This is a genomic window from Jonesia quinghaiensis DSM 15701 (assembly GCF_000423205.1).
GTDB classification, from domain to species: Bacteria; Actinomycetota; Actinomycetes; order Actinomycetales; family Cellulomonadaceae; genus Jonesia; species Jonesia quinghaiensis.
This window is the reverse complement of record NZ_AUHN01000005.1, coordinates 272,422-297,773: the sequence shown is the minus strand read 5'-3', so window position 1 is coordinate 297,773 and position 25,352 is coordinate 272,422. Positions and strand designations below refer to the sequence as shown.

Genomic DNA, 25,352 nt, shown 5'->3' with positions numbered 1-25,352 from the left:
CGGTTTTGGCAAACATCTCATTTCCCCATAGGAAGGTTCTGCATAAATGCGGGGGCACCTGGGCCGGTGAAATCATCTGCACGGACTGGTCGCCCTGAAACAGCAAGCAAAAACGCCAAACACGTACCGTGCACCTGCGGTCCATCCCCTAAATCAACCTCGCCGTGCGCCGCGCTTTCACAACCAGCAGGAACGAGCCGGAAACCCGCAGCTCGTTGTTTTCCCCCACCAAACGACACACCGGTTTTCACTTGGTACCGCAGGGCGGTCATCACCCGGTCGCACGGGTAGGCGCGGGTGATCGCAAGAGGACCACGAATGTCCTCACCGTGAACGATGGCCTCCACTAACCTCGTCGGGGGCGAGGCTGGGGGTGTGTTGGTTGCAGCAATAACGCGCTGGTACTCGGTGAGAGTCAGCGTTGGGGTTGCTGCCCGTTCCCAGGTGATGCCTGTGGCGTTGTCCCGGTCAAAGTCACCTTTCGCTGCGATCATGCGCCGCACAAAACCCAGGCGTGTGGTTTTCGCGGAGTCAATCAAGTGCGCCACAACATCGTGAATGCTCCACCCGGGGCACCACGAGGGTTCCTCCCACTGCTCTGCTGTTAAGGAGGTCAGGTCATTGAGGAGTGCCTGGCGTTCATCGTGAACCGCTGGCCATACTGTTGCCCAACTGTCAGAAACCATGTCGCCAGTCCATCACACCCTTCATAGGTTCGCTGGCTCACCACATGAGGTTGCAGTCTCCCCGCGGCACACTGCGGGTTAGCGTCCCGTTACCCACTACTGGTGTCGTACTCTAAACGGGTGTCTTTTTTGTCCTCATTGCTGCCAGCCCACTGGTTGCCACGCCTCAGTGAACTGATGAAGTTTGGTTCTGTGGGGGCGTTGGGGTTCATTGTGGACATCGGGCTATTCAACCTGCTCCAACACGGCCCCATTGCCGTACTCGCAGGGAAACCCGTGACTGCAAAGATTTTCTCCGTCAGTGTCGCCATGATTGTGACGTGGCTGGGTAACCGGTTGTGGACATTCTCAGCTCAACGCACACCCACCCGAGTACGTGAGTTTACGGGGTTTGTGGTGGTGAACATCGGCGGTATGGCTATTGCCGTGTTGTGCCTGTGGGTGTCCCGTTACGTGTTGGGTTTTGATTCCCCGTTAGCGGACAATATTGCGGCAAATGGGGTGGGGTTGGTGTTAGGCACAGCGTTTCGCTACGTGGCGTACAAGTACTTGGTGTTTACTGGGGCACAGCCAACCCTCGGATTAGGTGACTAGCTCTTATCTGCTGACTTATTCCGGAAGATCCGCCCGCGTTTGCGTTTCGTTGACACAAAAACGCCCTGTGGCAGCACCGTTGACGGGTCCAGTGTTTGAACAAGCCCGGTGAGGTACAGGGTGAACATGGCAGGGCGGCGGCGAGAAAGTTCCAAGCGGGCACCGTCTGCTGCGGCCAGGTCGCGTGCCAACGGCAAGCCGAGGCCTGTTCCGTTCCCTGACGTTACGCCGCGTTCAAAGATCTCGGGGGCAAGCTCATCCGGTACACCTTCCCCTTCGTCTTCCACCGTGATCACAATGGCGCCGCGTGGGCCTTGTTGGCGGGCGTGAACAGTTGTTGGCCCGCCACCATGTTTCAAGGAGTTCTCGATCAGTGTGGCAAGTACTTGGGCTAGTGCACCTGGGGTGGCGAAAACGGTGAGGTCGCCATCTTGGATGACGCGCAGTTCCCGGTTCGCTTTCGCATAGACGGGGATCCACTCTTCCTCTTGCTGGTGAAGGACCTCTTGCAACGCTATCGCTTCAGCTGTGCCGCCGGCCGAACGCCGTGAACGGGCAAGGAGGTCGTCAACAGTAGAGACAAGCCGCTCAATTTGTTCAAGGGAGATTCGTGCTTCTTCTTGCACGTCAGGGTTGTCCTCGGAGAGCATGCTGATCTCTTCGAGTCGCATCATGAGCGCAGTCAATGGGGTACGTAACTGGTGGGATGCATCGGAGGCAAATTGCCGTTCAGCGGCGATGCGTCCAGCAAGCCGGTCAGCGGACCGGGCAAGTTCGGCGGCAACAAGGTCAATTTCTTCCACACCTGATTCTTCAAGGTGTGGGCGCACTTGACCTGAGCCCAGTTGTTCCGCAGATGCAGCGAGGTACACCAGTGGCGCGGACAGGCGGTTTGCCTGCCACACAGCCATGATGATTCCGCCACCAAACGCAACAAGCGCGGCAGCAATGACCAGGACAACCACTTGCGCGGAGCGTCCCACCACATCCCAGTAGGACACTTCCATGGTGACAAGTGCGTTAGAGTCCGTGAGTTTCGCGATTTGCACAATGCGCCCCTCAACAGGGTCGCCCGCCACACCGTTTTCGCCGGTTGGCATGATCACGCGGATGTGTGCGTGAACGGAGCTCCCTTCACCGCCAACGTAGCGGTCAAGGAACTCTTGATCGAGTGATTCGCCGCGTTGGATGCGGTTCTCCACTTGACGAGACAGCCCGTCAAGTCGCAGTTCTACCGCGCGTAGTTCGGTTTCGAACACGTAGTAGCCGCCAAAGAAGGCCAGGGGGAAACCGAGAAGGATAACCGCCATCACCACCGCTGACACGGTGGCCATAATTAAGCGTTTACGCATGGCAGTTCATCCCCTCACAGTCGTGGCCCATCCTTTACGGCAGGGTCAGTGGCTTGCCTCAAAGCGGAAACCCAAGCCGCGTACGGTGGTGATGTACTTGGGGTTGTTTGCGTCATCGTTGAGTTTGCGACGCAACCATGAGACGTGCATGTCGAGGGTCTTTGTTGAGCCAATCGGCTCTGATCCCCATACTTCGCGCATCAACACATCACGGCCCACCACTGAACCTGCCTGCAGAACGAGTACACGCAGCAGCTCAAATTCTTTGGTGGTCAGGTGCATTTCACGGCCGTCTTGGAAAGCTCGGTGCGCAGCAACGTCAACTTTGACGTCTTGGGCACTGATCTCTTCAGTTTCGGTGGGGTCTCCGTGGGTGCGGCGTAGTAGTGCGCGCACCCGGGCGAGTAGTTCGGCGAGCCGGAAGGGCTTCGTCACGTAATCATCTGCTCCTGCGTCTAGACCAACCACAAGGTCAACTTCATCCGCGCGAGCGGTGAGCACAAGAACAGGTGTGGTCAATCCTTTCTGCCGGATGGCGCGGGCAACCTCTAAACCGTCCATGTCAGGCAATCCGAGGTCAAGGACGACTAGATCAGCGGCACCCGCATGATCAATTGCCCCTTGCCCGGTCCCCTGCACAACGACGTTGTAGCCCTCGCGCCCCAATGCGCGGGCGAGTGGCTCAGAGATCGCTGGGTCGTCTTCTGCCAACAAAACGTGGGTCATGTGCCTATGTTAGGTCATGAATTGGCATGTTGGCTCCAATTAAACGCCAAAGAACTGAGTGAGATCCGTAGCGGAGGCTCCTGCGGCTTAGGGTAGAGCCATGAACTGGTATGAACGCTACGGCGCGTGGAACGAACACAACCGGGATCGGTTGGACCTCGCCATCGCTGGGGTTCTTGTGCTGATCGGTGTGCCATTGTCCGTGGCCGCAGGCCAGGGCGGTTTGTGGTTTTTTGGTTTCGATACCATCGGTGCGTGGTCGGGCGTGTTTGCGTTTCTCTTGCTGGCACCTTTGGGGTTACGCCACCGATACCCGATTCCTGTTGTCGCAACGGTTTATACCGTTGCGCTACTTCACATGCTGCTGGGGCCACCTATTCCTTTGGTAGCGGCTTTTGCTGTGCCAGCCGTGCTTTATAACACTGCAGCCCACGGCCCTGTGTGGGGGCATCGGCTAGCGTTGTTTTCTGCTTTTGCTGGGGCTGCATTGTTTGGTTTGCTCGCAACCGATGGTCCACAACGTATTGCCGCAACGTTCGTCGCCTTCTTTACACTGTGTTTACTTTTTGTTGCCGTGTGGGCGTTGGGGCTCATGCGCCGGGCACGTATCGCGCAACTGCGAGCGCTGAGGGATCGTAATCGGGCGTTGGAGAGTGAGCAGGATCGTCAGAAGGAGTTGGGGGCGGTTGCGGAGCGGACGCGTATTGCCCGGGAGATGCATGACATTGTTGCGCATTCGTTGTCGGTGATGATTGCGCAGGCTGATGGTGGCCGGTATGCGGCGGCGTCGAATCCTGCGGTGGCGAAGGATGCGTTGGATACGATCGCGGAGACGGGGCGGGCGGCGTTGGCTGATATGCGCCGGTTGTTGGGGGTGTTGCGCCAGGATGATGGTGGTTCGGGGACGCCGACGTTGGGTGAGTTGGCGCCGCAGCCTGCTGGGGACAATTTGGAGACGCTGATTAATCAGATTCGCGCGTCTGGTGTGCGGGTGTCGTTGGTGCGGGTGGGTTCTCCGCGTAATTTGCCGCCTGGTGCTGGGTTGACGTTGTACCGGGTGTGTCAGGAGGCGTTGACGAACATTTTGAAACATGCTGGTCCTGATCCGACGGTGACGATTGTGTTGACGTGGTCGTCGGCTGCGGTGACGTTGGAGGTTGAGGATGATGGGCGGGGTGTTTCGGCTAGTGATGGGCAGGGGATGGGGTTGTTGGGTATGAGGGAGCGTGCTGGTTTGTTTGGTGGGACGGTGCGGACTGGGCCTCGTCCGGGGGGCGGGTTTCGGGTTCATCTTGTCTTGCCGCTACCTGAGGCGGCATAGTGACTTCTATGACCAGCCCTGATACGTCCACTGCGATTAGTGTCGCCATTGTGGATGACCAACAGCTTCTTCGTGCAGGGTTTTCGATGGTGATTGGTTCGCAACCGGATTTGACGGTGGTTGCGGAGGCTGGTGATGGTCGGACTGCGGTGCAGGTGTTGCGTGATACGACCGCTGATGTGGTGTTGATGGATATTCGGATGCCGCATCTTGATGGGTTGTCGGCGACTGCTCAGCTTGTGGAGCATTGGGGGCGGACTCGTCCGGTGCATGCTCCGCGCATCATTATTTTGACGACTTTTGATGTGGATGAGTATGCGTTGGAGGCTATTCGGGCGGGGGCGTCTGGGTTTTTGTTGAAGGATGCTCCTCCTGAGGAGATGTTGTCGGCTATTCGTACTGTGCATAGTGGTGATGCGGTGATTGCTCCGTCGACGACGAAGCGGTTGTTGGCGCGGATGATTACGCCGTTGCCTGCTGAGCAGTTGGCTCATTCGCCGCAGGCGGACATTATTGCGTCGTTGACTGATCGGGAGCGTGATGTGACGTTGCTGATTGCTAAGGGGAGGAGCAACACGGAGATCGCGGCGGAGTTGTTTGTTGCTGAGGCGACGGTGAAGACGCATGTTGGTCGTATTTTGCAGAAGTTTGGGGCGCGGGATCGGGTGCAAATTGTTGTTGCCGCGTATGAGAATGGTTTGGTGCGCCCTGGGGAGTGACTCAGGGTTCTCTCAGCCATGAGGCCCACCCTGTGTATACCCTGAGTGCGACTGTAGGGGGATGCTGGGTGTGGAAAGAGGGGTCTGGGGCGCGACGCGCTGTGGGGTGACCTGTTCGTAGTGTGGTGTGTGGTGAGACTGGCCTGTGAGGCTGTCTCGACAAGGTCCCTCTACGTTCTAGGAGCACTTATGTCTGTCCCTCAGGCAAACGGTATCAACGTTGCGGTTTCTGCCCGCGGATTGACGAAGCACTACGGTCACGGTGAGTCAACGGTGAAGGCACTTGATGGTGTTGATGTTGATTTTGCTGCCGGTCAGTTCACGGCGATTATGGGGCCTTCTGGTTCAGGTAAGTCAACGTTGATGCACTTGTTGGCTGGGTTGGATTCTGCGTCGTCCGGTCATGCTTACCTTGGTTCGACTGAGGTGACTGCGTTGAATGATGACCAGTTGACGATGCTGCGCCGTGACCGGGTTGGTTTTGTTTTTCAGTCGTTTAACTTGTTGCCCATGTTCGATGCTGAGCAGAACATCTTTTTGCCGTTGACGTTGGCGAACAAGAAGATCACTGCTGATGACCGTGCGTGGTTGCACCAGTTGGCGGAGACCTTGGGGTTGACGCAGCGCTTGAGTCACCGCCCTTCTGAGTTGTCCGGTGGTCAGCAGCAGCGTGTGGCGATTGCTCGGGCGTTGATTTCTCGCCCTGAGGTGATTTTCGCTGATGAGCCGACGGGTAACTTGGATTCGCGTTCTGGTGCTGAGGTGTTGAACTTTTTGCGGACGTCGGCGCGTGAGTTGGGGCGCACCATCATCATGGTGACGCACGATCCGGCTGCGGCAGCGTATGCGGACCGTGTGGTGTTGATTGCTGATGGGCGTATCGCTGGTGATATCGCTAACCCCACCCCGGAGTCTGTGTTGGCAGGGCTTGATGCTCTGCGCACTTTTGACTCTACTGCTGCGTGAGGGCTGATTTCTTATGCTGAGTATTACTTTTTTCCAGATGCGCAAGAACATTGGGCGGTTAGCTGCCGCTGGTGTTGCGATCCTGATTGGTACCGCTTTTGTGGCGGCTACGTTTGTTGCCGGGCAGTTGTTGGTAGCAACAACAGAAAACCAGATGACAGCTCCGTTTGCTGATGCTGATTTGGTGGTTCCAGCGAGCTACCAGGACGCTGAGGACATGTGGCAGTACAACGCTCTTGACGAGGCTGACCGTGCGGCGTTGGCTGATGTTGAGGGCGTGAAGGCTGTGAATGCCCAGCCGAGCCTTGGAGGATCAGCTACTTTTGGTGACAAAATTGAGTACACCAGTGTAACGATCACCAATGATGATCCTCGGCTAGTTGTGCCCCGTGTGGATTCTGGGGCGGCTCCTGCGACGGCCTCTGAGGTGGCGTTGGATACCCGAACAGCGGAGCGTATGGGTGCTGGTGTTGGTGATTCTGTTGCGTTGAATGTGTCTGGTGAGCCAGACGACTCAGTCACGATGACAGTTTCAGGGCTGACGTCTGACCCGGCTGGTGTGTTCGCGGCGACGAGCGGTAGCGCGCTGGTGAGTAGTGAGGGCTATTTAGCGCTCGTTGAGGCTATGCCTGCTGACAGTGAGTTGCGCGAAGATATATACCAAACCTTGACGGTAACTCTTGATGATGGTGTCATCCCCACAGTGGCGGCGGAACAGGTGTCCACTGTGTTGGATGGCCAGCCAGCTTTAACACCGACGCAGTATGCGGAACGTCAGTTGGGTTCATTGACTGGTGAAGCGAACATTCTCACCACCATTGTGTTGATGTTCGCCGCTATTGCACTGTTCGTTGCTGGGCTTGTTATTTCAAATACGTTCCAAGTGTTGGTGGCGCAGCGTGCCCACACCCTGGCGTTGTTGCGGTGTGTTGGTGCAAATAAGCGACAAATCCGCAACTCTGTCCTGGTCGAAGCGTTTGTGCTGGGTGTTGCGGCGTCAGTTGCGGGCATCATCGCGGGGATCGGGCTGATCCAAGGTGTGTTGATGGTGCTCAGCTCTATGGAGGTTTCCAGCGCTATCCCCACAACTGTGAGCATCCCAGCAACAGCGGTGTGGGTTCCACTCGTTGTTGGTACCGCGGTCACAGTTATTGCGGCGTTGGTTCCAGCACGCATCGCCACGAAGGTGTCACCGCTTGCTGCGTTGCGCCCACAAGAGGGTGCTGGTGACAGCGGTAAAAAGGTAGGCATCGGGCGGCTTATTGTCTCTGGTTTGCTGTTGGTCAGTGGTGGAGCTTTGCTTGCTGGTGGCCTGATGATGTCAGGCGCGGATGACTCTTCCCTTGAGATTGCGGTTGTGCTGGGGATTTTGGGCGGGGCGCTAACTTTCGTTGGCCTTATTACGTCCTCCATGCTGTGGATGCCACGTGTGGTGTCTTCCGTAGGGAAGTTGTTCTCATCACTGGGCGCACCTGCGAAATTGGCAAGCGCCAATACGATGCGTAACCCTCGGCGCACAGCAGCGACATCCACTGCGTTGTTTATTGGTGTGACCCTGGTGGCGATGCTGTCAGTGGGAGCAGCAACAACACGAGCCACGTTGAACAATGCGTTAGACGAGCAGTACCCACTGGATATCACCGTTGAGCAGTATCTTCGTGAAGGCCAGGCCCCTGCATCGGACTCTCAGGTTGACTCAACACTCCAACAAATCAGAGCAATTGACGGAGTCAACGAGATCGTTCACGGCCGCACGGCCTATGTGTCAACGACGTATGGATCTGGTACATCACTGGTCGAAAGCTGGGACTCCCTCATCGCCGTTGACCCAGCAAACTTTGACACCGTATTGCGTGATACTTCACTAGCGGGTTCACTGACCGATGACCGGGTGTTACTGAGCCGCTGGGCGAACGCCAACGATATCGGCGACAGCATGAAGTTGTTCCGCATTTCCTACAACGACGACGGCACTGAGCTTCCCCTTGAGGAACAACCCGGTTACCTCAATGCTGTAGAACTCACCCCTGTGGCTGGCATTGGAACTGACGCATACGTTGTCACAAACGACACATTCGACAAGATTCTAGCCACAGACCCACAAGCCAGCGATGTTGTTCAAGACATGTACTTCATTAAAGTTGACGACGTCAACGGAGCAGGTGACACGGTCGCTGAAATCCGAGAGGTCTTTAGCGGCACAGACACCTACATCACCGGCGCTGTCCTGGAACGCGAAATGTTCCAACAAGCCATTGATGTGATGCTCTTGGTGCTCGTGGGATTGCTCGGTGTGGCGGTTCTGATAGCACTGATCGGTGTCGCAAACACCCTGTCCCTGTCGGTGATTGAACGCCGCCGCGAGTCAGCGACACTGCGTGCGGTAGGCATGTCACGGCGCCAACTGAAACGCTCCCTGGGCATGGAAGGAATGCTGATCGCTGGCATCGGGGCGCTTGTTGGTGTAGTTGTTGGTGCTCTTTACGCTTGGCTTGGCACACAGCTTCTCTTTGGCGGGTTTGCGACACCGGACTTCACGGTGAGGTTCCTCGACATTGCGTTGATCATGGTGGTGTCTATTGGTGCCGGGTTGTTGGCGTCCATTGCGCCTGCACGTGGCGCAGCGAAAACGTCACCCGTTGCGGCTCTCGCGGTGGAGTAGTCACATCTAGTTATCCACATCTGTGCCTTCCGCTGCGTTCTTCACAGAACGTAGCGGGAGGCACAGTGCTTTTCTCGAGATGCCTAGCGCCCACGGGCATCCTGACACTATGGCGACACCTCCCGGCAGCGGCGTGACTCTGACTCTCCACCCCTTTGGGGACATCACAACACCACCTGGAATGACTGTTCGGGAAATACGCGAACATGCCGCTCGGTTGTGTGCTTCACCGTCACTAGCAGCCCTCCCGTTGGCGTGCGCGGGTTCCCTCCTTGACGACACCCACCCAGTTGGCACACCACCGCTGGTTACCGGGGCAACCTTGACCACAAACACCAGCCCACAACCCAACCCGTTGTTAGCGCCCCACCATGTTGCTGTCCTTGATGGGCCCCACACCGGAGAGCTGCGCCTTATTAGCCACCCAGACAACCAGGTCAGGTCGTGGCGCCTACCAGGCCGCAAACGCAGGCTTATCACCATGCCGCGCATCGGCTGGCGTTTATCTATCAGTACACCCAACCGACGTACACCAAAACGGCGACGCTTCGCCCTCGTCACCCCCGGGGCGCACCTCCACCTAGAACACCGGCGTACCGAGCAGCACACCACATTGCACCTGCGCGACGCCCCCACCCCCACTGAGTGGCTCCTCCCCCACATACTCACTGCCACACCAAGCACCCAAGAACCCATCACCACGCTGCTGCTCACCGCACTCTTACCCGCAGTGTCCGGAACAATCCTGGCAGTGGCTTTTAACCGATGGATTTTCGCCCTGATCGCACTCGTTGGGGCTGTCGCAATCCTCATTCCCCAACTCATCCGGCGACGCCGCACAAGCACCACCAACAGCGCACAGCGCCCCCTCTTGGCTCACAGGGCACCCACCACCACTGACATTGCCTTGCACCCCGCTGATATCGCCACACTGGCAGCAATGCACCACAACCTCACCACACCACTGAACACGGACCTGACCGTCGATGACCTGCCCCCACAACTCAGTGGAATCATCGCGATCACCGGCTCCCTTCACCTGGCACGCGGCTACAGCAACCGGCTGGCACTCGCCCATCTCACGACCAACCACCACGGTGGAAACATCCTGGGGTCAGCCGCACCGTGGCATTGGGCGCGGTGGCTGAACATCACGCCGCTGCCCAAAGATACTGTGCACATCCCGCCCAGTTCACTGCTCATCATTGACGCAGCCACCCACCCACTCGACGCCGCCACTACACACCTCGTCACCACCCGCCACCTGGGGCAACTTGTTCTCGTTGTCGGGGCGAACCCCTCCTGGGCGCACCGCCACATCCACGTCACCAACCACGAAACCCAATGGAACGAACCCCACCAACCACAACGCAACCACCCCTGCGAAACGCTGAACACCACGACCGCTGAACGCACAGCCCGCGCCTTAGCCCCGCTCCTGCCCCACAGCGCCACACCCGAGCTACCCGCTGCAGCTCCACTCATCACCACCCCAGACCCTCACCCCACCGCCACCTGGGGCACCACCTCACCGGCGCACCTGCGCATTCCCATTGGGTTAGGTACTACTGGGCAACCCCTCATCGTTGATCTGGTTGACCACGGCCCCCACACCCTGATTGCAGGCACCACAGGGGCCGGAAAATCAGAACTCCTCCAAACCATCACCACCCAACTCGCCCGCCACTACTCACCCAACGACGTCACCCTAGCCCTTGTTGACTACAAAGGTGGAGCAGGTTTTGGTGACACCGTGGACCTCCCCCACGTTGTTGGTATGGTCACTGACCTCGAACCAGACTCCACCACCCGGGCAATTACCGGGTTACGCGCAGAACTTCGACGCCGCGAACACCTCTTCGCGGGAGCCCACGTCACCGACTACACCTCCTACCGCACCATCACCGGGCACCCCCTCCCGCGCCTGGTCATCATCGTGGACGAACTACGCGCCTTCACCGAAGACCACCCCACATTTATCCCCTCCCTGGTGCGCATCGCCGCCCAAGGGCGGTCCCTAGGGATCCACCTGATCCTGGCAACACAACGCCCCGCCGGCGCCATCACCGCTGACATGAAAGCGAACCTGTCCTTACGCATCTGCCTGCGCGTATCAGACCCAGCAGACTCCCACGACATTCTCGATGCCCCACACGCCGCCACCATTGCCCACACCACACCCGGGCGCGCGTACGTGCGGATAGGATCCCAACTCACCGAAGTCCAAACGTTCTACGCCCACAGTCAACAAGAAACACACACCAGCACCATCAGGTGGGCGCACACCCCACCCACCACAACCCCATTACCTGACCCCCTGCCGCGCATCATCCGCGACCTCACTACAGCAGCGCACTCCCTGCCTCGACCACAGCGCCCCTGGAGCGACCCGCTCCCCATCCAGGTGCCCCTCAGCGAACTTCTCAACGGCACCGCGTCTGCCGGGCCCACCGACGCGTCAGCATCGCAACCACACGCCGCCCCCAGCGCCTTGCCCTGCGCGCTGCTCGATGACCCTGGCACCCAGCGCCACCGTGGCATCGGCCTACCCCGTGGTGAGAGCCTACTCATCACCGGCGCAGCGCAACGCGGTAAAAGCACCGCGCTGCGAACCTTGGCGCACAGCGCACTGCACGCCGGTATTCCCGTACACCTCATTGCCCCACCAGCTAGCATGCCCACCTTCCACACCACTTTCGCCTCTGCAGCTGCGCTCGGTGGCACGATGGCAAGCACAGAACACCCGCACCTCATTGACCTACTCGCCACCCACCTGATGGCCGACGACAACAGCACCCCACCACTGCTCCTCATCGACGACCTGCTGACTGTGCGCGAAAACCTTGACACCACAGCTCGTCACCGCGGGTGGACAAGCATCACCGACCTACTCCACAACGCGGCCGCGCGAGGTATCACCGTTGCGGTGAGTGCCCACCAACAACTGCCCACCTCCCTGGCGACGCTCTTTACCCACACCGCAACACTGCTCAGTACCGACGATGCCCGTGACCGGTTTGCTGGGGTGCCTGCCGCGCATGCCGGGCAAGGCACCCACCCTGGGCGGGTGTACTGGCACAGTTCCCACGACACTGGGATAGCCCAATTCGCCACCGTCCCCGTGCACCAACCAGCCACGCTTCCCGTGACATCAGAAGAAACAGGGCTTAACACCGGCGGCATTGGGGGGATCGAACACGGCAAGGACAGCAATCACGGAGCTAACCCCCGCCACCAGTTGCGTTTACCCGTGCGGTGCGGGCCGCTCACACCACCGCTCCTTGGGGTCAGCGCGCCCTACAACGACGCTTTCACCACCCCGCCAGGCAGTTGGGTAGTCATCGGTGGGCGACGCAGCGGGCGCACCACCACACTGCGGGCCATCGCGGCCGCCAGCAGCAACCCGTTGTGGATCACCTCAACAACGTCACGGGACACAATCCGTGACGCCACCGATCAGTTGGCCCCCTATGGCCGGGTGCTCATTGATGACTACGACCGGATTATGCCCCCAACACAACAAGCCGTCGACGCTCTCGTGGACAGCGCCCTAGCCCAAGGAATTGACGTTGTGGTGGCTGCAACCACAGACCCCGCCCACGCACTCCCCTCCAGTGCACTACGCCGGGTTGGTCAACTTGGGTGCGGGTTTTTGCTCCGCCCAGACCCTGGGCAACGAGAATTCCTCAGTGTTCCCATTCAAGGGGTACGTGATGGTCTGTGTTCTCAACCTGGACGCGGAGTACGGGTATGGGATGGTGAAGCAACACTGGTCAATATCAGTGCGCCGTTACTCGCGGGGGCCGCGCATCCCGGTGAATCGGGTGACCTCCGAGGAGAACAGCAACACAAGCACCAGCACACACCAGATGATGACCGCGATCCCAGCGCCTGCCAGCCCGCCCTGCATGAGTGAAACCCCCACAAGGATCGCGAGGAGTTGCATGGTGATGAGCGGGCCGCGCGCCCACACTTTCGCGTCACCCAGTGCCCGCACAGCCAAGGTGACCAGCAAGGCGGCACCGCCCGTGCATGCCAGGAGCGCAACCGCGACCAAGGGTGTTTGTGTGTCGCCTGTGATGAGCGCGAAGATCCCCCACGCTGTGTAACCCCACAGCAGGAGAGCTTCAACTGCTCCAGCAACGAGCAAGGCAACAACTAGCCCTGGCCGTGACACGCGAAACCAAGAGACAGGGGTGTGGGGAGCGTTTGTCATGACGACCAGCGTACCGGTTTGCGCTGTCCCAGTGACGTACGGGCAAAGTTGTGGTCGCGTTCCCACCTGTTCACGAAGGCGGCGACCTGCAGGATTTACAGGCCGACGCATCGGCATCTCAGATGATGAAACTCGAAACATTCCGGTTACACAGTAAACCGCGCTACGTCAAGCATTTCTGGAGACATTATCGCTGATCAGCGTAAACGCATGGGGATTGCATACCATTAATTTGTCCTGTGACCAAAACCTCACGAGGCGTTCACAAAATTCCTCCCACGAACTCTTGTGCCCCACCATCTCAAGTGTGAACCTAGTGAGTACGTGTTTACCGTTTTCTTTCCGGACCACTCCCCTTCCATCAGGTGTTAAGTGGTCTTAACCTGCCCAAGGAGTAGCTATGGATTGGCGTCACCGTGCCGCGTGTCTGGACGAAGACCCAGAACTGTTTTTCCCCATCGGAAACACAGGCCCAGCGCTCCTTCAAATTGAAGAAGCGAAGGCTGTGTGCCGCCGATGCGAGGTCGTAGATACGTGCCTCAAGTGGGCTATTGAGTCAGGGCAGGATGCAGGAGTATGGGGCGGGTTGTCGGAAGACGAACGCCGCGCTCTGAAGCGTCGGACAGCTCGCGCTCGTCGCGCAAGCTGAACCCCTCGGGACATTGCAGATGTGGGGCTCACCTCGGCCATCGAGGTGGGCCCCACATCTGTTTGTTCAGACGCGTATAAGCGGCAGTACTAGCTCGACTCGCGCTCCACAAGCACAGTGGGAAGAAGAATCATGTTCCCTTCCCTGACCACCCCGGCGATGTCCAACCCGGCGTGACGCTCCTCAGCGGTGATATACCCCAAGTTAAACAACAATTCAGAGGTCGCCCATTTGGCCATCTCGGTCACCGGGTTCACCACTGTTGTTAACGGTGGCGACGCTGTTGCAGCAACCCCCAGGTTGTCATACCCCACCACGGCTACGTCTTCAGGTACCCGGCGTGCGTGACGCTCCAATACCCGCAGCGCGCCAATTGCCATCAGGTCAGAGCCCGCGAACACCGCATCGATGGTTGGGTCCGCTGCCAAAATGTCTTCCATGGCGGTAGCCCCCATGACGGACGTGAACTCACCGCCACTCATCGGGCCGTGTGGCAGTCCCGCTGCATCGAGTGCTTGACGCCATCCGGCGGCACGGTCCTCCCCTGCAGCCATGTCTGAAGGCCCGCAAATGTGCGCGATGTTTTTTCGCCCTCGCTTAATGAGGTGCTCGGTTGCGACCCGCCCACCAGCCACATTGTCAACATCAACGGTATTGAGTTCGGCTGTGCGGGAAAAGGGACGCCCAACGAACACTGCAGGGAGGCGAGACTTTATCACCAACTCTTCTAGCTCGTCTTCCCTGTGGTGGGAGACCACAATGGCCCCGTCTACGTGCCCGTTCATTAAGTAACGGCTAATGCGTGCTGACGAGTCGCCGGGTTGCGCAATGAGTAAGACAAGTTGAATGTCTGACTCTCGCAGTGCAGCGTTCAAACCACGGATCACCGCGGAGAAAAACGGGTCTGACAACACGCGCACATCAGGCTCGGGCACCACCAGAGCAATGGACTCGGTGCGCCTGGTAACCAGGGAACGTGCTGCCCGGTTGGGAATGTACCCCAACCGGGCAATAGCGGCATCAACAGCGGCCTGCGCCTCTGGAGACACCTTGGAGCCACCATTGATAGCTCGCGACGCGGTGGAACGTGAAACCCCCGCCGCGAGCGCCACCTCTTCCAGTGTCGGAATACGGTTGTTTATCACAGTGTGCTCTCTTCTCACGCGCCTCGTCCTTGAGGCAGTATATGCGCTGGTCCCCTTACCGTGCAGGCACGCTGTTCCCCGCAGCGACGCCTGCATACCAACGCCCGGACGATTTCACTGTGCGCTCTTGCGTGTCATAGTCCACGCGAACAATCCCGAAGCGCTTGTGGTAACCCCATGCCCATTCGTAGTTGTCGAGCAGGGACCACGCGAAGTAGCCGTGTACGGGCACTCCTGATTCGATTGCTTCGTGGATGGCGCGTAGGTGCACGTCGTAGAAGGACAACCGGTTTTGGTCGTCGACGTTGTTGTTGGCATCTGCGACGTCGTCGAAGGCGCACCCGTTTTCGGTGATGAAAAGTTTCACTCCGCGTTCTCCGGTGTATTCGGCGTGAAGGCGTTGGAGGAGGCGGGTGAGGCCTTCTGGTTGGATTTCCCAGTCTTGGTCGGTGACAGGTAAGCCACGTGGGTGTACGTAAACGCCGTCCGCTGCTGGGTATGGTGAGCGAGTTTTACGTTCGACTGGGGCATCGCCGACGAGGACATCGGTGGGCGGGGTTTTAGAGTTCGCTTCACCGTGGTAGTAGTTCACTCCCAGTGCATCAATGGGGGTGGAGATGATGTCGAGGTCGCCGTCGTGGATGAGTGCTTCGAAGCCGTCGCGTAGGCCTACCTCGGCGAGGTCATCCATGAGGTCTGCGGGGTAGGCGCCGTTGAAGATTGGGTCAGCGAATACCCGGTTGAATTGGGCGTCGATGCGCCGTGCGGCGTCGATATCTTCTGGGTTGTTTGCGTCTACTGGGTCTGCGACGGTGAAGTTCAGGGTAATGCCGAGTTCAGCGTCGGGTGCTGCTGTGCGCAGTTCGCGGATTGCTAGTCCGTGGCCGAGCATCAGGTGGTGGGCTGCGGCGAGCCCGTCAGCTGGTGATGTGCGCCCTGGTGCGTGAACTCCTGCAGTGTAGGACAGGAATGAGGAGCACCATGGTTCGTTGAGTGTGGTCCATACTCCGACCCGGTCTCCGAGGGCATCGTGGACGGTCATGGCGTATTCCGCGAAGAGTTTCGCGGTGTCACGGTTAGCCCATCCGCCGTTGTCTTCGAGTGCTTGGGGAAGGTCCCAGTGGTACAGGGTCAGCCATGGCATGATGCCGTTGTCGAGGAGGGAATCAACGAGGCGTGAGTAGTAGTCTAGGCCTGCTGTGTTAATTCCTGCTGGCCCACTGATTCCGTCGGGGCGGATGCGTGCCCAGGAGGTGGAGAACCGGTAGGCCTTGATGTTGAGGTCGGCCATGAGTTTCGCGTCGTCTGCGTACCGGTGGTACTGGTCGCAGGCAACGTCTCCGTTGTGGGCGTCGATCACTGCGCCAGGCACTCGGGAGAAGGTGTCCCAGATGGAGTCGGTGCGGCCCTCTTCGTGGGCTGCGCCTTCTACTTGGTAGGCGGCGGTCGCTGCTCCCCAGAGGAACCCGTCGGGGAACTGTAGCGTCCGGTCGGTGGGCGGGGTGTAGGCGAAGTTCGTCATCCCTTAACAGCTCCTTGCATGATGCCGGCTACCAGTTGGCGCCCGGCGAGGAAGAACAGGACTAGCAGTGGTGCGGTGGAGATAACCACACCAGCCATGATCAGTGAGTAGTCGTTTTGGTAGCCCGACTGCAGCAGTTTTGTGACCATCGGCAGGGTTGGGTTCTGTTGGTTCAAAATGATGAACGGCCAGAAGTAGTTCACCCAGGATCCGATGAAGGTGAATAGTGCCAGCATTGCTGCTGCGGGGCGGGCGGCGGGTACGGCGACGTGCCAGAATGTGCGGATCATTGAGGCTCCGTCGACACGGGCCGCTTCGATGAGTTCGTAGGGTAGCGCCGATTCGAGGTACTGGGTCATCCAGAAAACACCGAATGCGGTGACCATGCCGGGCACGATGACGGCAATGATTTTGCCGGACCAGCCCAGTTCTGTCATGACGATGAACAGTGGCACAACACCCAGTTGCACGGGGATAGCCATGGTGGCGATAACAAACACCAGCAGTGGTCCGCGGCCACGGAAGTTCAGTTTCGCAAAGGAGTAGCCCGACAGTGTGGAGAACAGCACCACGGTAATGGATTGGATCACGGCGATGATCAGGGAGTTTGTGAAACCTTTGACCACGGGGATGGCGCCGTTAAAGACCTTTTGGATGTTGTCCCACAGGTTGCCTTCGGGGATCCAGCTCGGTATGACAGAGCGTGAAATCGTCTCTTGGTCCGAGGACGCCAAGATGAGCACGTAGTAGAGCGGGAAAATCGAGATGAGGATGACGATTCCCAGGAGGAGGTAAGTCACCCATCCGGGGCGACGGTTTGCGCCTCCGGCACGGGTTCGACGACGTTTCTCCCATTGGGCTGCTGACTTACCTGATGTCTGCGCAATGATGGGAAGTGACGCGCTCATCGCTTACCTACCTTCTTGAATTTCTTGGGCTTTGAGCCGCCAGAGGTCGCGATCTTAGACGTGATGAAGAAGTTCAGGATTCCAATCGCAACAATGATGAGGAACAGCAACCAGGCAACAGCGGCGGCCCGGCCAAAGTTCAGTTGGTTCCCCCAACCGAGTTCGTGGATATACATCGTCAATGTCAACCATTGTTTGTCCGCACCACCGGTGCCTTGCGCATCGAAAGCACGGGCCTCGTCGAAGATCTGGAGGCCACCGATTGTTGATGTGATAACAACAAAGATGATGGTTGCGCGGAGCTGCGGGATGGTGATGGAGAAGAACTGACGGAACCTACCGGCGCCATCAATGATGGCCGCCTCGTAAAGGTCAGAAGGTATAGCTTGCATTGCGGCAAGGAAGATCAGTGTGTTGTAACCAGTCCATCGGAAGTTCACCATGGTGGCGATCGCAACGTGTGATGGAAGAACCTCAGCATGCCAGCGGATCGGTTCAATTCCGAAGATGTTGAGGAATCCGTTTGCAAGACCGTACTGGTCAGCGAAGATTTGCCCGAAGATCAAACCAACGGCGATTGGGGCGACGATGTAGGGCAGGAGTACGCCCATTCGCCAGAAGGTTTTCGCCCGGAGGTTCGCATTGAGGATCGCGGCGATGGTGATCGCGGCGATGATTTGTGGCACTGATGAGATGAGGAAGATCGAGAAGGTATTGCGCAGTGCTTTCCAGAACGATGACTGGTCAAGCACGTCTTGGAAGTTCTGTAGGCCGACGAAGTCACCTTGGCCACCCAGTGTGTGCCATTGATGGACGGAAATATACCCCGTGTAAATCAGGGGGAATAGACCGGTGATTGCAAACAAAATAAAGAACGGGGAAATGTACAGGTATGGCGATACCTTGACGTCCCAGCGGCCCAGCTTTTGGCTGAACGCTATACGTGTTGGGCGGCGATCCACGAGGTTTCCCTCATTCTTCGGCGCTTTTGGTGGTGACTGCACGGCCATGATGTCCCTCTACGAGCCTCACGTGAGTGTGTTGATCAGTGGATTGTCAGGTGTTGTCATGTGGAGCGCCGGGAGCCCGTGCGCTGTGGGCTCCCGGCGCGGTTTCTTGCGGTTGTCGCGGCTGAAGTGCAGTTATTGCCACATCAGCCGTGACGAGGAGTCCGCAGGAATCACATGATGCCCAGCTCGTTGAAGGCGTTGACGGCCTTGTCCCACGAAGCTGCTGCGTCATCGGTCTTTTCCACGTCAACACGCTTGAGAGCGTCGCTCACAGCGGAGTTGATCTTGAAGTAGTTCGCTCCCTTGTATGGCAAGGTTGCGGGGTCGATGCTCTGCGCACGGTTGGAGAAGATTTCACCAACAGGTGCACCGCTCATGAATTCGTTGGTTGCTGCCAAGATTTCAGGTGAGCTCAAGACCTCAACCTGGCTTGGGAAAGCACCAGAATTACCGAATGCCTTGACCTGGGTCTCTGGTGAGGTCAACCATGCCGCAAGCTTCTTTGCTTCTTCAACATTCTCCCCTGCAGCTGGAACGGTGAGGAATGATCCACCCCAGTTAGCGCCTCCACCTGGGAAGACGTCAGCAACATCCCAACCTTCAACGCCACCGGCACGCTCTTCGATAGCACCGGTCATCCATGCTGGGCACAGCATGGTGGCGAAACCATCGTTCTGGAATGCTGCGTCCCAGTCACCGCTCCACTGCTCCAAGCCGGCTGAGAGGTCTTCTGACGCTGCAAGAACAGCGTCATATGCCGTCTTGATTTCGGTGTTTGCTGCCAGGTCCTTTGGTGTGCCATCTGATGCGTTCTCATATGGTTCAGCGATCTGTGCGATCATGCCCTGCCAGATAGCGCCTGCTGAGTCGAACCATGGAACCTCAGAGTTCTTAGCGAACTCTTCACCTGCGGCGAAGTAGGAGTCCCAGGTTGTGCCTTCGCCACCGATCATTTCGGCTACTGCCTCACGGGAGCTGTCCAATCCAGCTGCTTCAAACAGGTCCGCACGGTAGCAGATTGCTTGAGGACCAATGTCGGTGCCGTAACCGATGAGTTTGCCATCAGTGGTGCGACCTTGGGCTTCTTTCCAGTCCAACCAGCGACCATCGATACCTTCGACGCCGTCTAGGTCAGCGAAGCTGTCCTTCACGATTTCGAGTTCAGGCATCCAGTCAATTTCAATAGCTTCGATGTCAGCCAGGCCGGTGCCACCTGCTGCCATTTTGGTGGTGAGGTTCAAGCGGGCATCGTCAGACTTAGCTGCGACGTTGTGCTCGATCTTCACGTTTGGGTTGGCGTCCATGTACTCCTTGAGGAGTTCATCGGTGTACCCGAAGTTGTTGAAGGTGGAGACGGTCAAGGTGACTTGGCCGTCAGCGGTGTTGTCGCCATCTGTGGACGAGTCGTCCGAGCAAGCGGCGAGGCCGAGTGCGAGGACGGACACACCTGCGACTGATGCCGTAAAGCGGCGTGTGCGGGTGGTGCGAATCATGTCGAGGACTCCTTTGTCAACGAACACGGCTGAGCCGTGCCTTGCTGGTGGTTGCTCTCCTGCCGAGGTGAACAGTGTGTTCGCCTCGTACACAGGTGTGCTGTGGATGATGGGAACCCCAGGTCGTTCTGGTAGCGCTCCCACCGTTCCCCTGAATCATGCTTGGGAGCGTTTCCACCTGTCAACCACTTTCCAACAAACCACTCGGTAGAATACTTGTGAAATTTATATATACCCAGGTCAAAGCACTGCTACCAAACGGTCGACTCGCTAACCGTTACCATGTTGTGACTCAAGCCTCACAACGCAAAGGTGGGGTGGACGGAAGAAAAAACTCCCATCCACCCCACCTCGGTGGGAACGTTCCCACTACTCTGAGATGTCAGATTCCGGCAGTGGACCATCCCACAACTCAACCTGACGAGCCTCCTCCTGCATGGAACGCACCACGGCATCACGCACCGCGCCCTCCACTACATTCGCGAACATCGGCACTCCCGCAGTTACCTCACCACTCCAGGTCAACTCACAGCCCTGTTCACTATCACTCAACGCAATAGATCCCGTCACTGAGACCGGAATACCCTTGGCCTGCAAAGCAAACGTCCCAAATCGGCGATCATCATCGGGCTCCGCCTCTGCCCACGCCTCCACAACCCGCAACTCCACATTCTGTGGCAAGAAAGCCCGCAACGCAGGTGGCACAACATCGGCAGGCATCGTACGGCGTTGATCAACTGTTACCGCACCCCCATCTAAACGCTGCACCGACACCTCAACGAGTTCGGCGTCCATCGCCCGCGCTGCCCGGCGCAAAAAGTCCTCATTCGAACGCAACGTCATCACGCTCGATACATTCGCCGCAATAGCAATCGTTGTTGTAAATTCCATCACCACTCCCTCCGCAGGTATGTCACAACCCAGCCTAGATGCAACAGCACCTATTAGGCTTATCCTGTGTCAACTCTCAGCGACCTCGTCGAACGCTACGGCTACCTCGAACCCCACCAAGTGGAGTGGCTCCACCTCCTTGTTGGAGACTGGCAACTCATCTCAGACCTTGCCTTCGCCGACTTGGTCCTATGGCTCCCCACAGACGACGGTAACTTCGTTGCCCTCGCCCAATGTCGCCCATCCACCGGCGCCACCGTCCACTACGACGACATCGTCGGAACCATGGCCCCCGACTCTGTGCGCCCCCAGCTCGAACGCGCACTTGTCGAAGAACAAATCCAACGCTCACGCGAACCACGCTGGTTTGGCACCTACGCGGTGCGTGAAGAAGCCGTCCCCGTGAACTGCAACGGACACACCATTGCCGTCGTAGCCCGTCAAACTAACCTCGGCTCCGGGCGCACCCCATCACGAATGGAAATGAACTACGTTGAGGGCGCCGATGACCTCATGACGATGATCGCGGACAGCGAATTCCCCAACCCCAACGCCGCGACCGGGTCACGGCGTGGTGCCCCACGTGTTGGTGATGGACTCATCCGCCTCAACGCTGAAGGGGAAGTTCTCTACGCAAGCCCCAACGCGCTCTCCTGTTTCCACCGGCTCGGTGTCCTTGGCCCACTCGTTGGCCAATCCCTCGTTGAAGTCACCGCTGACCTCATCGAACACAAAGTACCCGTCGATGAATCCATGCCCCTCGTCATGATGGGGCGCGCGCCCTGGCGCACAGATATTGAATCAAAAGGAGTGTGCCTTTCCGTGCGTGCTGTTCCCCTGATGGAACATCACGAACGAATCGGAGCCGTATTGCTGTGCCGCGACGTATCAGAACTACGCCGCCGCGAACGCGAACTCATCACCAAAGACGCCACAATTCGAGAAATCCACCACCGAGTCAAAAACAACCTGCAAACAGTTGCCGCACTGTTGCGCCTCCAATCACGGCGCATGACCGTCCCCGAAGCACGAGAAGCCCTCGATGAAGCAATGCGCCGCGTCTCAACAATTGCGCTAGTCCACGATTCGCTATCCCAAACACTCGACGAAGAAGTCGAGTTCGACGACATGGTCGGGCGCGCCCTGCGGCTCGCCGCAGACGTCGCCTCAGCTGGAGTGTCTGTGCGCACCATCAAGCACGGCACTTTTGGGCTTATCCCAGCACAAACCGCAACACCACTGGCGCTGGTCCTGACAGAACTCGTCACCAACGCAGTGGAACACGGACTGTCCGGGGCATCTGGTGGAACCGTAGAAATTAACGTTGACCGCACCGGAAACCGCATTACCATCGATGTCCTCGACAACGGTGTAGGTCTCGGCGAAACCGGTGTGCCGTCCTCCGGGCTTGGGACCACCATCGTGCGCACACTGGTGAGCAACGAACTGCAAGGCGACATCACCTGGGGTGCACGGGAAACCGGTGGGACCTGCGTGCACGTCAGCTTCGATCTGCGCTAAACACAGAACACACCAAACTAGGCACAATAAGCATCAACCACGACGCAAAAGGGTGGCTGCCCCGCATGGAGCAGCCACCCTTTTGCGAACTCAGTTGTGCAATCAGTCCTCAAACGACGATGTTGGCTGCTGATCAGCCCAGTCGTACAAGTCCACCCGGGGACCGGTGAAGAATGGCAGTTCTTCACGGACGTGAAGGCGCGCCTCAGTGGCCCGCAAATCACGCATCAAATCAACGATGCGGTCAAGTGCTGGGGCCTCAAACGCCAACAACCATTCGTAGTCACCCAACGCAAACGATGACACGGTGTTCGCCCGAACATCGGCGTAGTCGGCTGCTGCTTCACCGTGTTCGCGCAGCATCTGCGAGCGCTTCGCGGGGTCAAGGATGTACCACTCGTAGGAGCGAACAAACGGGTAAACGCAGATGTACTTCTCTGGGGTTTCGTCTGCCATAAATGCTGGGATGTGTCCGCGGTTGAATTCGGCGGCACGGTGCAGGCCAACGTTCGACCATACGGGCTCTAGGCAGCGCCCTAGTTCGCTTTTGCGTAACCGTTGGTATGCGCCTTGTACTGCTTCGATGGAGTCGCCGTGCCACCACACCATGAGGTCTGCGTCGGCTCGTAGTCCGGAGATGTTGTACCAGCCACGGATGGTGAGTTCTGAGTCGAGACCGCTGGTGGCGCCGCCCACGGCTTCGAGGGCTTCACGCACCATGGTGCGGCGGGTGGTTTCGTCATCTGGCAGCGTTGTGGCGAGTTGGAATACTGACCACATGGTGTAGCGGGTGGTTGCGTGGATGGCGTCAATGTTTGTGTCTGTCATAGGTGTCCTCGTCAGTGGGCGGTTTGTGTCCGCCGTGATGTGTGGTGTCGGCTGATGGTGTGGTCAGCGGGTTACGCGCAGCGTGGTGCGTCCTCGCCACCGACGGTGGGGGTGTCTGATGGGGTGTCGAATATTCGTTGGCACCCGCCTACTGGGCAAGGTGATTGGAAGGCCTCGACGCTAGTTCCGCACAGTGGTGTGACCTGCTCGCCGCGGGCAATTGCTGCTCGTTCTTCGATGAGGTCAACAAGGCCGGCTACGAATGCTGGGCGGGTGCCTGCGGTGTCGGCCCGCACTGCTGACATTCCGAGGCGTTCGCAGGTTGCTAAGGCTTCCGTGTCGAGGTCGTAGATGACTTCCATGTGGTCGGAGATAAACCCGATGGGTGCGATCACGACGCGCTGCACACCTTGAGCGGAGAGCTCTTCGAGGTGGTCGTTGATGTCTGGTTCGAGCCAAGGCTGGTGTGGGGGGCCGGAGCGGGAGCAGAACGCCAAACTCCATGGGGCATCGGCGGTGCGTGCTTGGGTGAGTGGGGCGAGTGGTGTGCTGTGCGCGAGGCGGGTGTTGATTTCTCGCGCTACGGCAAGGTGTTGCTCGCTGTAGGTTGCTGGGTGCACTGCGCCTGATGCTTGTTCCATGGTGGTGGGGATGGAGTGCGTGACATACACGATGTGTGTGTCGGGCCCGATTTTCGCGAGGGCTTCGGCGACGGCGTCAGTGTTGGCTGCGAGGAATCCGGGGTGGTTGAAGTAGACCCGTACTTTGTCGAACTGCACGGCGCCCTGGGCGAGGGTGCCTTCAGGGGTGATGTCTCCTAGGCGTTGCTGCACGAGGGCCATGTCTTCGCGGTACTGGCGGCACCCCGAGTAGGAGGCATAGGCCGAGGTGACGAGCATGGCTGCGCGTTGCGCACCTAGTGCGTGGAGTTCTTTGAGGGCGTCCTCGGTGTATGGCTCCCAGTTTCGGTTGCCCCACACTACGGGGATGGTGTGACCGCGTTGGGCGAGTTCTGCCTCAAGCGCTGCTTTGAGCGCGAGGTTTTGCTCGTTGATAGGGCTCTTGCCGCCAAACCCGTAATAGTGCTCGCCTACTTGTTCGAGGCGTTCATCAGGAATGCCTTTTCCCTGGGTGACGTTCCGCAAGAACGGGACGACGTCCTGCGGCTTGTTGGGGCCGCCGAACGAATACAGAAGGATTGCGTCGTATGGGGTTACCGTGTGCACACCTCTATGGTGTCATCACTGTCTAGGACTTTGGTGCCAGGATTGCCACTTTGCCGTGAAAAATGTTTGTGACATTGAAAAGGATAAGCGTCAGGACGATGCGGAGTTACTTCCCTAGTCGACGTTCACGGGTCGAGAAGGCGCGCAATGCACGCAAATAATCGACGCGGCGGAAGTCCGGCCAAAAAGCCTCGCAAAAATAGAACTCAGAGTGCGCGGACTGCCATAGCAAAAACCCACCCAACCGCTGTTCACCTGAGGTGCGAATAACCAGCTCGGGGTCTGGCTGGCCCTTGGTGTACAAGTGGTCAGCAATATCTTCCACACACAGTTGCTCGATAGCTTGGCCCAAGCTGCAACCCTGCTCGTCGTAGCTGACAAGTAAACTCTTGACGGCATCGGCGATTTCGTGACGCCCTCCGTACCCGATTGCAACATTGACATGTAGCCCGCTCACCCCATGGGTTTGCTGTTCAAGGCGGCGCAGCGAGGCTGCCAATTCTGCAGGTAGCAGGTCCAATTTACCGACCACTCGTAGCCGCCAACGCCCTGTCTCCGCTAGTTCACGAACGGCATCTTCGATGATGTCGAGAAGCGCCTGTAACTCCTCTTGAGGGCGGTGTAAATTGTCGGTGGAAAGCATCCACAAGGTGACAACTTCCACCCCTAAATCCTCACTCCAGGTAAGGAAATCAGCGATTTTGTCCGCACCTTTTCGGTGCCCCGTTGCAGCGGGTTCACCAAAAGACCTGGCCCAGCGGCGATTTCCATCGAGAATCACGCCTACGTGGCGTGGAATGGACTGCGATGCCAAGCTGCGCGCTATACGCTCTTCATACAGTCCGTAGAGGAACTTCTCGATCTTCACTGGGCCAAGGCCTTTCTTGACATGCATATGAGGTTGTTGAGGACTATCC

The 25,352-nt window shown here is 58.3% G+C and carries 20 protein-coding genes; 8 read left to right on the top strand and 12 right to left on the bottom strand.

Annotated features, from left to right (window positions below; all coding sequences use genetic code 11):
- Positions 1 to 17: 17 nt before the first annotated feature.
- Positions 18 to 686 carry a maleylpyruvate isomerase family mycothiol-dependent enzyme gene (locus G538_RS0104560; RefSeq protein WP_029068389.1) on the bottom strand — a complete coding sequence of 223 codons (669 nt, stop codon included), beginning with the start codon at positions 684 to 686 and terminating at the stop codon, positions 18 to 20.
- A 120-nt stretch (positions 687 to 806) separates the two neighbouring features.
- On the opposite strand from G538_RS0104560, the gene G538_RS0104555 reads away from it, so the two are divergent.
- Positions 807 to 1,280, top strand: a complete 474-nt coding sequence (locus tag G538_RS0104555; protein WP_245566790.1) for a GtrA family protein — start codon at positions 807 to 809, stop codon at positions 1,278 to 1,280.
- On the opposite strand, the gene G538_RS0104550 is transcribed toward G538_RS0104555, so the two are convergent.
- Together G538_RS0104550 and G538_RS0104545 are read right to left on the bottom strand one after the other, a co-directional pair.
- Positions 1,277 to 2,632 carry an ATP-binding protein gene (locus tag G538_RS0104550; RefSeq protein ID WP_029068387.1) on the bottom strand — a complete coding sequence of 452 codons (1,356 nt, stop codon included), beginning with the start codon at positions 2,630 to 2,632 and terminating at the stop codon, positions 1,277 to 1,279. The genes G538_RS0104555 and G538_RS0104550 overlap by 4 nt on opposite strands.
- A gap of 45 nt (positions 2,633 to 2,677) precedes the next feature.
- Positions 2,678 to 3,358, bottom strand: a complete 681-nt coding sequence (locus G538_RS0104545) for a response regulator transcription factor (RefSeq protein ID WP_029068386.1) — start codon at positions 3,356 to 3,358, stop codon at positions 2,678 to 2,680.
- 100 nt (positions 3,359 to 3,458) lie between these two features.
- On the opposite strand from G538_RS0104545, the gene G538_RS0104540 reads away from it, so the two are divergent.
- The 6 genes from G538_RS0104540 to G538_RS0104505 all read left to right on the top strand — a co-directional run bounded on the left by G538_RS0104540 (position 3,459) and on the right by G538_RS0104505 (position 13,891).
- Complete coding sequence (locus tag G538_RS0104540) at positions 3,459 to 4,679, top strand: sensor histidine kinase (protein WP_029068385.1); 1,221 nt, start codon at positions 3,459 to 3,461, stop codon at positions 4,677 to 4,679.
- 8 nt (positions 4,680 to 4,687) lie between these two features.
- Positions 4,688 to 5,398 (top strand): response regulator, encoded by a 711-nt coding sequence (locus G538_RS0104535; protein WP_029068384.1) that lies wholly within the window; start codon positions 4,688 to 4,690, stop codon positions 5,396 to 5,398.
- A 189-nt stretch (positions 5,399 to 5,587) separates the two neighbouring features.
- Positions 5,588 to 6,364: an ABC transporter ATP-binding protein gene (locus G538_RS0104530; protein WP_029068383.1), complete on the top strand. Its 777-nt coding sequence runs from the start codon at positions 5,588 to 5,590 to the stop codon at positions 6,362 to 6,364.
- Positions 6,365 to 6,401: 37 nt separating this feature from the next.
- The gene (locus G538_RS0104525; protein ID WP_051196572.1) at positions 6,402 to 9,026 is read left to right on the top strand and encodes an ABC transporter permease; all 2,625 of its coding nucleotides are present in this window, start codon (positions 6,402 to 6,404) and stop codon (positions 9,024 to 9,026) included.
- A gap of 109 nt (positions 9,027 to 9,135) precedes the next feature.
- Positions 9,136 to 12,942, top strand: a complete 3,807-nt coding sequence (locus G538_RS0104520; protein WP_029068381.1) for an FtsK/SpoIIIE domain-containing protein — start codon at positions 9,136 to 9,138, stop codon at positions 12,940 to 12,942.
- Positions 12,943 to 13,642: 700 nt separating this feature from the next.
- Positions 13,643 to 13,891 (top strand): WhiB family transcriptional regulator, encoded by a 249-nt coding sequence (locus tag G538_RS0104505; RefSeq protein ID WP_029068379.1) that lies wholly within the window; start codon positions 13,643 to 13,645, stop codon positions 13,889 to 13,891.
- Between the two features lie 89 nt (positions 13,892 to 13,980).
- On the opposite strand, the gene G538_RS0104500 is transcribed toward G538_RS0104505, so the two are convergent.
- The 6 genes from G538_RS0104500 to G538_RS0104475 all read right to left on the bottom strand — a co-directional run bounded on the left by G538_RS0104500 (position 13,981) and on the right by G538_RS0104475 (position 20,860).
- On the bottom strand, positions 13,981 to 15,054 hold the full coding sequence (locus G538_RS0104500; RefSeq protein WP_245566789.1) for a LacI family DNA-binding transcriptional regulator: 1,074 nt from the start codon (positions 15,052 to 15,054) through the stop codon (positions 13,981 to 13,983).
- 37 nt (positions 15,055 to 15,091) lie between these two features.
- Positions 15,092 to 16,558 (bottom strand): GH1 family beta-glucosidase, encoded by a 1,467-nt coding sequence (locus G538_RS0104495; RefSeq protein ID WP_029068377.1) that lies wholly within the window; start codon positions 16,556 to 16,558, stop codon positions 15,092 to 15,094.
- On the bottom strand, positions 16,555 to 17,466 hold the full coding sequence (locus G538_RS0104490; RefSeq protein WP_029068376.1) for a carbohydrate ABC transporter permease: 912 nt from the start codon (positions 17,464 to 17,466) through the stop codon (positions 16,555 to 16,557). Before G538_RS0104490 ends, G538_RS0104495 begins: the two co-directional genes overlap by 4 nt.
- A complete protein-coding gene (locus G538_RS0104485; protein ID WP_029068375.1) occupies positions 17,463 to 18,476 on the bottom strand; it encodes a carbohydrate ABC transporter permease in 1,014 nt (337 codons plus the stop codon). Before G538_RS0104485 ends, G538_RS0104490 begins: the two co-directional genes overlap by 4 nt.
- Before the next feature lie 170 nt (positions 18,477 to 18,646).
- Positions 18,647 to 19,969, bottom strand: coding sequence for an ABC transporter substrate-binding protein (locus G538_RS0104480; RefSeq protein WP_029068374.1), 1,323 nt, complete (start codon positions 19,967 to 19,969; stop codon positions 18,647 to 18,649).
- Between the two features lie 369 nt (positions 19,970 to 20,338).
- On the bottom strand, positions 20,339 to 20,860 hold the full coding sequence (locus tag G538_RS0104475; protein ID WP_029068373.1) for a DUF2505 domain-containing protein: 522 nt from the start codon (positions 20,858 to 20,860) through the stop codon (positions 20,339 to 20,341).
- 66 nt (positions 20,861 to 20,926) lie between these two features.
- Between G538_RS0104475 and G538_RS0104470 the strand changes: the two genes are divergently transcribed.
- Entirely contained in the window at positions 20,927 to 22,381 is a 1,455-nt protein-coding gene (locus G538_RS0104470) for a sensor histidine kinase (protein ID WP_029068372.1), read from the top strand.
- 102 nt (positions 22,382 to 22,483) lie between these two features.
- Here G538_RS0104470 and hemQ read toward each other — a convergent pair whose 3' ends face one another.
- From hemQ to G538_RS0104455, 3 genes are all read right to left on the bottom strand, one after another.
- Positions 22,484 to 23,209 carry a hydrogen peroxide-dependent heme synthase gene (hemQ, locus tag G538_RS0104465; protein ID WP_029068371.1) on the bottom strand — a complete coding sequence of 242 codons (726 nt, stop codon included), beginning with the start codon at positions 23,207 to 23,209 and terminating at the stop codon, positions 22,484 to 22,486.
- 71 nt (positions 23,210 to 23,280) lie between these two features.
- Positions 23,281 to 24,435 carry a ferrochelatase gene (locus G538_RS0104460; protein ID WP_029068370.1) on the bottom strand — a complete coding sequence of 385 codons (1,155 nt, stop codon included), beginning with the start codon at positions 24,433 to 24,435 and terminating at the stop codon, positions 23,281 to 23,283.
- A 106-nt stretch (positions 24,436 to 24,541) separates the two neighbouring features.
- Positions 24,542 to 25,330 (bottom strand): isoprenyl transferase, encoded by a 789-nt coding sequence (locus G538_RS0104455; RefSeq protein ID WP_169514091.1) that lies wholly within the window; start codon positions 25,328 to 25,330, stop codon positions 24,542 to 24,544.
- Between the last annotated feature and the right edge of the window lie 22 nt (positions 25,331 to 25,352).